The sequence below is a fragment of the Azospirillum isscasi genome, assembly GCF_030849505.1.
GTDB lineage: Bacteria > Pseudomonadota > Alphaproteobacteria > Azospirillales > Azospirillaceae > Azospirillum > Azospirillum isscasi.
Genome location: NZ_JAUJFI010000215.1, coordinates 1 through 7,706 on the forward strand (window position 1 = coordinate 1; position 7,706 = coordinate 7,706).

The window sequence follows — 7,706 nt, forward strand, 5'->3', positions numbered from 1 at the left end:
CGGACCTCCTTCGGGTCTGGCTTCTGGGTGATGGAGGCGGCGGCGCTGCTCGCCGTGCTGGACGGGGTGCGGCGGCTGGGGCTGGGGCCGGGCGGGCGGATCGCCGTGGGGACGCTGGCGGCGGCGCTGATCGGCGGGCAACTGGCCGCCGGGCATCTCGACCAGCTTTCGATCATGAAGGAATACGCGAACCAGCGGGACGTCTTCGCCGACGCCGTGCTGCGCCATGCCGCCCTGGTCGTGGCGGCGCTGGCGCCGACCCTGCTGATCGGGGTGCCGCTGGGGATCGGGGCGCAGCGGTCGCCCGCCGTGGGGCGGCTGGTCTTCCCCGTGCTGAACGTCGTGCAGACGATCCCGTCCATCGCCCTGTTCGGGCTGCTGCTGGCGCCGCTGTCGGCGCTGGGCTTCGGCGGGGTGGGGCCGGTGCCGGCGGTGATCGCGCTGACGCTCTATTCGCTGCTGCCCATTGCGCGCAACACGGCGGCGGGGCTGGCCGGCGTGCCGGAGCCGGCGCGGGAGGCGGCGCGCGGCATGGGCATGACGCCGGGCCAGATCTTCTGGCGGGTGGAGGTGCCGCTGGCCCTGCCGGTGCTGCTGTCCGGCCTGCGGATCACGCTGGTCCAGGCGGTCGGGCTGGCCGCGGTGGCGGCGCTGATCGGGGCCGGCGGGCTGGGAGCGATCATGTTCCAGGGGTTGTTCGCCAACGCGCTGGACCTCGTGCTGCTGGGGGCGGTGCCGGTGATCCTGCTGGCCGTCGCCGCCGACGCGGCGCTGAAGCTGGCGTCCGCCCTGGCCCTGTCGCGGATCGGGAGGCCGGCGGCGTGATCGCGTTCGACGGGGTGACCAAGCGGTTCGGCGCCTGGACGGCGGTGGACGAGGTGTCCTTCACCGTCCAGGCGGGGGAGTTCCGCGTGCTGATCGGGCCGTCCGGCTCCGGCAAATCGACGCTGCTGAAGATGGTGAACCGGCTGATCGCGCCGGACGTCGGCACCGTCCGCGTGGAGGGGGAGGACATCGCCCGCCTCAAGCCCGAAGCGCTGCGCCGCCGCATGGGCTACGTCATCCAGGATGTCGGGCTGTTCCCGCACTGGACGGTGGAGCGCAACATTGCCACCGTGCCGGACCTGCTCGGCTGGCCGAAGGCGCGGGTGCGCGACCGGGTGACGGAACTCCTGACGCTCCTCAGCCTCGACGCGGAGCGCTACCGCGGCGCCTACCCGCACCAGCTCTCGGGAGGGCAGCGGCAGCGGGTCGGCGTGGCCCGGGCGCTGGCGGCGGAGCCGCGCATCCTGCTGATGGACGAGCCGTTCAGCGCGCTCGACCCGATCACCCGCGGGGCCTTGCAGGCGGAGATGGCGGCGATCCACAAGGCAATGGGCACCACCGTCGTCTTCGTCACCCACGACATGGACGAGGCGCTGGCGCTCGCCAGCCGGATCGCCGTGCTGGACCGCGGGCGGCTGGTGCAGACCGGCACGCCGCTGGACATCCTGACCCGTCCCGCCGGCGCCACGGTGCGCGATCTGGTGGGGCGCGAGGATTGGGGATTGAAGCGGCTGGCGGTGGAGACGGTGGCGGAGCGCCTGCGGGCCGGCGAGGCCGCTCCGCTCGGCGAGTCCCTGGGCGATTCCCTGGGCGAACCCGTGCCGGCGGGGGCCTCCCTGCGCCGCGCGCTTGCGGAGATGGTGGCGCGGGGCGCCGACCGCCTGCCGGTGGTGGACGGGCAGGGGCGCCCGGCGGGCGTGATCCACCTCGCCGACCTCCTGCGCACGCCGGACCGCGCATGAGCGGCGTCCGGCGTCTTCTGGCGGACCGGATGGTCCTGGGGCTGCTGGCGCTGGCGGCGCTGCTGTTCGGCATGCCGGCGCTGAAGCCGCTGTTCGCCGCGGCCTTTCCGGCGCTCGACCGGCCCCTGTACGAGGCCGACGGTTTCCTGGCGCTGACGCTCGACCATCTGGCGCTGGTCGGCGCCTCGACCCTGGCCGCCGTGCTGCTGGGCGGGGCGGCGGGCATCGCGGTGACGCGGCCCTTCGGCGCGGAGTTCCGGGGCATCCTGGCCGCCGTGGCGGCGATGGGGCAGACCTTCCCGCCGGTGGCGGTGCTGGCCGTCTTGGTGCCCGTGCTGGGCTTCGGTCCGGCCCCGGCGCTGATCGCGCTGACGCTCTACGGGCTGCTGCCCATCGTGGAGAACACGGTGGCCGGGCTGGACTCGGTGCCGGAGCCGGTGCGGGAGGCGGCGCGCGGGCTGGGCATGGGGCCGGGCGGGATGCTGTGGCGGGTGGAGCTGCCGCTGGCCGCCCCGGTGATCCTGGCCGGGGTGCGGACGGCGGCGATCGTCAATCTGGGCACGGCGGCCATCGCCTCCACGGTCGGGGCGAAGACCCTGGGGCTGCCGATCATCGTCGGGCTGAACGGCTCCAACCCCGCCTACGTCATCCAGGGGGCGGTGATCGTCGCGGCCCTGGCGGTGGTGCTGGACGCCGGGTTCGACCGGCTGGCGGCGCTGTTCTCCCGCTGGAGGCCCGGCGCCGCCTGACGGTTCTCATCATTTGTAACCGAGTTTGCGCAGGGCTGGCTCGCCGAGTTCCTTCGCCCGCTTCAGGGTTTCCGTGCTCACGACCAGCTCGACATGATTCCGGATGTCCTTCAGAACCCCCACATAGGCGCCGTTGCCGATCCCATTGGAAAAATCCGTGCGTTGCTGGCCCGAGATGTTCAGGCTTTTCGCGGCGTTGGGGTCGATGAACGTGCCGTACAGCTTCAGCGCCCCCCGCTGGTCGATGCCCTTGCGCGTGACCGACAGGAATTCGACGTTCTCGCCGGTGTGCTCCGTCTTGGCGAAGGCATGAAGCAGCAACGTCAGCTTGCTGCTTTTCAGGACGTCGTCGATGCCTTTGCCTTGGAAGGGGTTCACGAACTGGCCGCCGTTGGTCTTCGCCTGCGCCTTCTCGGCGGCCTTGCGTTGCTTCTCATAGTCCGCCTCGTCCTTCGCCAGCCGGGCCTTGATGTCCTTGCGGTCCTTGGCGATGGCCTCCTCGATGGCCTTGACGAGCTTGCCCGTGACGCCCGGCACCGCCTTGACGGCGGCCAGGGCCTTCTTCGCCACCGCGTCCTTCGGGTTCGCCTTGGCCAGGACGCCCAGATCCTTGGCGGCCGCGGCGGCCAGCGTGTTGACCATCTTCATCTTGCGGAACACGCGGTCGATGGCGTTGTCCACCTCGCTTTCGTAGGCGTGGATGGTGTCCTCGTCCAGCGGCTCCGGCTTGGCGAGGGCCTGGAGCATCACCCGGTTCCAGGTGATCGACCCGAACGCCTTTTCCGCGTCGGCCAGCCCCGCCAGCAACGCCGCGCAGGCCGGCTGGGTCTGGTGGGTGCCCAGGCTGGCCGCCGCGAAGCGCGGAATGAGTTCGTCCGGGTATCCCATAATCTTCATGGCCTGCGCCTCCCTGCCGGTTGTGGGGGCAAGCCTGCCGAACGGGCCTGGGCGGAGCAACGCGAGATCGGTCGGTTACGGGGGAGTTCCGGCGATTTGCACCTCAGCGGACCGAATTGGCAGCGTCCCGCGGCGGGACCTGGACCCCGCCGCGGGACGCCGGGTTCATCCTTGCGGCGGGATGCGCAGAACCTGCCCGGGATAGATTTTATCGGGGTCCTTCAGCATGGGCTTGTTCGCCTCGAAGATGGCCGCGTAGCGGTTCGGGTCGCCGTAGACCTTCTTGGCGATGGCGGACAGGGTGTCGCCCTTCTCCACCGTGTGGAACCGGGTCTGGCTGGCCGGCTGCTCCTGGGGCGGCATGGTCGGCTGGTCCTGGGCGCCGCCGGTGACCGCGGTCTGGTCGTCAACCCGCGACACGCCCTTCACGTTGCCCAGCGCCACCGCGATCTTCTCCTTCTCCTCCTGCGAGGCGGTGCTGCCGCGGACGGTCACGGTGTCGTCGGCGACCTGGATGTCCAGCCCGTTCGTGGGCAGGCCGACCTGCGACAGGTGGGATTTCAACTGCTCGGCGGTCGGGGTGTCCGAGTCGCCGACCTTTTCGCCGTGATCGCGGCGGAAGAAATCGAACAGGCCCATCATGTCCTCCCTCGGTGAAGCGATCCCGGACAACACCGCCGCGGCCCCGCCGGTTTCGCGCGCGGAGGAGGGGGTGCGGAACGCCGGGCTTCGCAGCCGCGTTCGACTTCCCAGATAAGGCCATGGAGAGTGACGCCGAAAGGGGAGAGGATCATCCCGCCCCTGCGCAAAGGAGCCGCCGATGAACCCGTCCGAAGACTGGCGGATTCCGCCGCAATTCCAGCCCGACCCGGATGATCTGGCCTATGACCTGGACCGGGCGCTGTCCGCCGTGGTCGGGCTGCGCGCCCATGTCCCGGAGGACGCCTACACCGCCGGGGTTCTGGGGACGGAGCGGGCCGGGCAGGGCGCCGTCATCCGCGGCGACGGGCTGGTCCTGACCATCGGCTATCTGATCGCCGAGGCGGAGGAGGTGTGGCTGACCACCAACGACGGGCGGGCGGTGCAGGCCCATGTGGTGGCCTACGACCACACCAGCGGATTCGGGCTGGTGCAGGCGCTGTCGCCGCTGGGCGTGCCGGCGCTGATGCTCGGCTCCTCCCGCCATGTGCAGCTGGGCGACCCGGTGGTGGTCGCCGGGGCCGGCGGGCGGGCGCGGTCGCTGACCGCGCGGGTGGTCGCCCGGCAGGAGTTCGCCGGCTATTGGGAATACATGATCGACGACGCGCTGTTCACCCTGCCGGCCCACCCGAACTGGGGCGGCACGGCGATGCTGGGGGCGGGGGGCGAACTGCTGGGCATCGGTTCGCTCCAGCTTCAGTACCGGGCGCCGGAGGAGCGCATCCTGCCGCTGAACATGAGCGTTCCCATCGACCTGCTGAAGCCGATCCTGGACGACCTGATGACCCGCGGGCGCGTCGCCGGCCCGCCGCGCCCCTGGCTCGGCCTCTACGCCACGCAGGACGAGCGGGAACGGGTGGTGCTGGTCGGGCTGGCCGGCGACGGGCCGGCGCAGCGGGCGGAGCTGCGGGCCGGCGACGTGGTGCGCGCCGTGGCCGGGCAGCCGGTGGGCTCGCTGGCCGACTTCTACCGCGCGCTGTGGGGCCTCGGTCCGGCGGGGGTGGACGTGCCGTTGACCATGGAGCGGGAAGGCGACGTGTTCGACATGCGCGTCGGCTCCAGCGACCGCGAGCGCTTTTTGAAGGCGGCGCGGCGGCACTGACGCACGCATTTGTGCGACACTGGCGCCTCCAAACGAAGAGGAAGGGTTGGAGAGCGCTTTCATGAACGATCTTTTGGGCGACGATCTGATGAAGGGGGAGCCGGCCTCCGGCTTCCAGGATCTGCTCGGCTACCGGCTGGTGCGGTGGGACGAGGGCGTGGCGGAGGTGGAGCTGACCATTGGCCCGCAGCACCGCAACCGCGGCGGCGTCCTGCACGGCGGCGCGCTGATGACCCTGCTCGACACCGTGATGGGATTCGCGGCGACGCACTGCACGGTGCCCGGCCATTCGCGCCGGGTGGTCACGCTGTCGCTGACCTCCAGCTTCCTGGGCGCGGTGGCGGAGGGCACGGTGGTGGCCCGCGGCACGCTGCTGGGCGGCGGGCGCAAGATCGTCGGCTGCCGGGGGGAGGTGCGGCGCAAGGACGGCGGCAGGGACGGCGGCGCGCTGCTGGCGTCCGCCGAAGGAATGTTCAAATATCGCCCCGGAAGCGAAAATCCGGAGGGAGCGCCCCGATGAACGATAAGATGAACGACAAGAAGACTGGTTTGGACCTTTCGCAGGACGGCCGCGTGCTGCGCCTGACCATCAACGATCCGGCCACCCGCAACTCCATCGGCCCGGCGCTGATGGAGGCGGCCCGTGCCGCCTTCGACGCGGCGGCAGAGGATCCGGGCGTCGGGGCCGTGGTGCTGACCGGGGCGGAGGGGGCCTTCTGCTCCGGCGGGAACCTGAAATGGCTGAAGGACGCCCGCAACGGCGACCGCGAGGCCGTGCGGGCGGGGGTGGAGAGCTTCCACGCCATGATCCGCAGCCTGCGCGCCTGCCCGAAGCCGGTGATCGCCGCGGTGGAAGGGCCGGCGGGCGGGGCGGGCTTCCCGCTGGCGCTGGCCTGCGACCTGATCGTCGCGGCGGAGGACGCGGTCTTCACGCTGGCCTACATCAAGGTCGCGCTGACCTCGGACGGCGGCGGCACGGCGTCGCTGGCCCGCGCGCTGCCGCCGCAGCTCGCCGCGGAGATCGTGTTCGAGGGCGGGCGCGTGGGCGCGCCGCGTCTGGCGCAGCTCGGCATGGTCAACCGCGTCACCGCCCCCGGCGGCGCGCTGGCCGAGGCGAGCGCCTGGGCGGAGCGGCTGGCCGATGGCCCGACCGCGGCGCTGGGCCGTGCCAAGGGGCTGCTGGAGGCGGCCTATGGCGGGCTGCCGGCGCAGCTCGACCGCGAGCGCGACGCCTTCGTGGAGTCGCTGTTCCACGACGAGGCCGGGGAGGGCGTGACAGCCTTCTTCGAGAAGCGGGCGCCGGTGTTTCCGAAGGGGTGAGGGGTCGCGTAGAGCCCCCACCCTGACCCTCCCCCGCTTCGCAGGGGAGGGCTTTCTCCTCCCCCCCGCTCTCGGCGGACCATGGTCCGCCTGCCGCGTCAGCGCAAGCTATGCTTGCGCGAGAGCGAAGTGGGGGGAGGCCGGGAGGGGGGCCAACGCGACCACCTCAACTCACCCCGCCGTCCACTCCGTGTGCACCATGCCCGGACGGTCCGTGCGCTCGTACCCATGGGCGCCGAAATAGTCGCGCTGGGCCTGGATCATGTTCGCCCACAGCCGCCCGCTGCGGTAGCCGTCCCAATAGGACAGCGCGGACGCCATGGCCGGGACCGGCACCGCCGCCATCGTCGCGGCGGCGACCACACGGCGGAAACCGGCGTCGCCGCGCGTCATCAGACCGGCGATGTCGGGGTCCAGCATCAGGTTCGGAAGCTCCGGCGCGCGGTTCAGCGCGGTCAGGATGCGGTCCAGCAGGCGGGCGCGGATGATGCAGCCGCCGCGCCAGATGCGCGCCACCGCCGCCAGATCCACGTCCCAGCCGAACTGCCGGCTGCCCGCCGCGATCACCGCGAAGCCCTGGGCGTAGACCGCGATCCGCCCGCTGAGCAGGGCGTCGCCCACCGCGGCGACCAGATCCTCCGTGGCCGGGGCGTGGGGGATGGCCAGCGCCTCGGCGGCGCGCACCCGCTCCTCCTTCAGGGCGGACAGGCAGCGGGCGTGCACGGCCTCGGCGATGGTCGGGGCGGGCATGCCCAGCTCCAGCGCGGTGGTCGCCGCCCAGTGGCCGGTGCCCTTCTGCCCGGCGGCGTCGCGGATCACCTCCAGGATCGGGGCGCCGGTCTCGCCGTCCTTCGTGCGCAGGATGGCGGTGGTGATCTCCATCAGGTAGGAGGCCAGTTCCCCGCCGTTCCATTCCGCGAACAGATCGGCCAAGCGCTCGTAGGAGCAGCCGCCGATCTGGCGCAGAAGATGATACGCCTCGGCGATCAGCTGCATGTCGGCGTATTCGATGCCGTTGTGGATCATCTTCACGAAATGGCCCGCCCCCTCCGGCCCGACGCGGGCGAAGCAGGGCTCGCCGTCCGGCGCGCGGGCGGCGATGGCGGTCAGCAGCGGGGCGACGGGGGCCAGCGCCGCCGCGTCGCCGCCGGC

The 7,706-nt window shown here is 72.0% G+C and carries 9 protein-coding genes; 6 read left to right on the forward strand and 3 right to left on the reverse strand.

What is annotated here, in order from left to right:
• From QSG27_RS26220 to QSG27_RS26230, 3 genes are all read left to right on the forward strand, one after another.
• A partial coding sequence (locus tag QSG27_RS26220; RefSeq protein WP_306711396.1) for an ABC transporter permease occupies positions 1-825 on the forward strand: 825 nt, incomplete at its 5' end.
• The gene (locus QSG27_RS26225; protein WP_306711398.1) at positions 822-1,787 is read left to right on the forward strand and encodes an ABC transporter ATP-binding protein; all 966 of its coding nucleotides are present in this window, start codon (positions 822-824) and stop codon (positions 1,785-1,787) included. The genes QSG27_RS26220 and QSG27_RS26225, both read left to right, overlap by 4 nt.
• A complete protein-coding gene (locus QSG27_RS26230) occupies positions 1,784-2,536 on the forward strand; it encodes an ABC transporter permease (protein WP_306711400.1) in 753 nt (250 codons plus the stop codon). The genes QSG27_RS26225 and QSG27_RS26230 overlap by 4 nt, the downstream gene beginning before the upstream one ends.
• Positions 2,537-2,545: 9 nt before the next feature.
• On the opposite strand, the gene QSG27_RS26235 is transcribed toward QSG27_RS26230, so the two are convergent.
• Together QSG27_RS26235 and lysM are read right to left on the reverse strand one after the other, a co-directional pair.
• Positions 2,546-3,433, reverse strand: a complete 888-nt coding sequence (locus tag QSG27_RS26235) for a regulator of G-protein signaling domain-containing protein (protein ID WP_306711402.1) — start codon at positions 3,431-3,433, stop codon at positions 2,546-2,548.
• Positions 3,434-3,598: 165 nt separating this feature from the next.
• Complete coding sequence (gene lysM, locus QSG27_RS26240) at positions 3,599-4,075, reverse strand: peptidoglycan-binding protein LysM (protein WP_306711404.1); 477 nt, start codon at positions 4,073-4,075, stop codon at positions 3,599-3,601.
• Between the two features lie 178 nt (positions 4,076-4,253).
• Here lysM and QSG27_RS26245 point away from each other — a divergent pair, with 178 nt between their 5' ends.
• The 3 genes from QSG27_RS26245 to QSG27_RS26255 all read left to right on the forward strand — a co-directional run bounded on the left by QSG27_RS26245 (position 4,254) and on the right by QSG27_RS26255 (position 6,554).
• A complete protein-coding gene (locus tag QSG27_RS26245; RefSeq protein ID WP_306711406.1) occupies positions 4,254-5,234 on the forward strand; it encodes a S1C family serine protease in 981 nt (326 codons plus the stop codon).
• Between the two features lie 61 nt (positions 5,235-5,295).
• A complete protein-coding gene (locus tag QSG27_RS26250; RefSeq protein ID WP_306711408.1) occupies positions 5,296-5,754 on the forward strand; it encodes a PaaI family thioesterase in 459 nt (152 codons plus the stop codon).
• A complete protein-coding gene (locus tag QSG27_RS26255; RefSeq protein ID WP_306711410.1) occupies positions 5,751-6,554 on the forward strand; it encodes an oxepin-CoA hydrolase, alternative type in 804 nt (267 codons plus the stop codon). The genes QSG27_RS26250 and QSG27_RS26255 overlap by 4 nt, the downstream gene beginning before the upstream one ends.
• 171 nt (positions 6,555-6,725) lie before the next feature.
• Here the strand turns inward: QSG27_RS26255 and gndA are convergent.
• The coding region (gene gndA / locus QSG27_RS26260; RefSeq protein ID WP_306711412.1) for an NADP-dependent phosphogluconate dehydrogenase at positions 6,726-7,706 on the reverse strand (981 nt) is incomplete at its 5' end.

Excerpts from the sequence above, each read along its gene's own strand:
- QSG27_RS26230 (WP_306711400.1), top strand. The coding sequence starts at position 1,784 with ATGAGCGGCGTCCGGCGTCTTCTGGCGGACCGGATGGTCCTGGGGCTG.
- QSG27_RS26235 (WP_306711402.1), bottom strand. The coding sequence starts at position 3,433 with ATGAAGATTATGGGATACCCGGACGAACTCATTCCGCGCTTCGCGGCG.
- lysM (WP_306711404.1), bottom strand. The coding sequence starts at position 4,075 with ATGATGGGCCTGTTCGATTTCTTCCGCCGCGATCACGGCGAAAAGGTC.
- QSG27_RS26245 (WP_306711406.1), top strand. The coding sequence starts at position 4,254 with ATGAACCCGTCCGAAGACTGGCGGATTCCGCCGCAATTCCAGCCCGAC.
- QSG27_RS26250 (WP_306711408.1), top strand. The coding sequence starts at position 5,296 with ATGAACGATCTTTTGGGCGACGATCTGATGAAGGGGGAGCCGGCCTCC.
- QSG27_RS26255 (WP_306711410.1), top strand. The coding sequence starts at position 5,751 with ATGAACGATAAGATGAACGACAAGAAGACTGGTTTGGACCTTTCGCAG.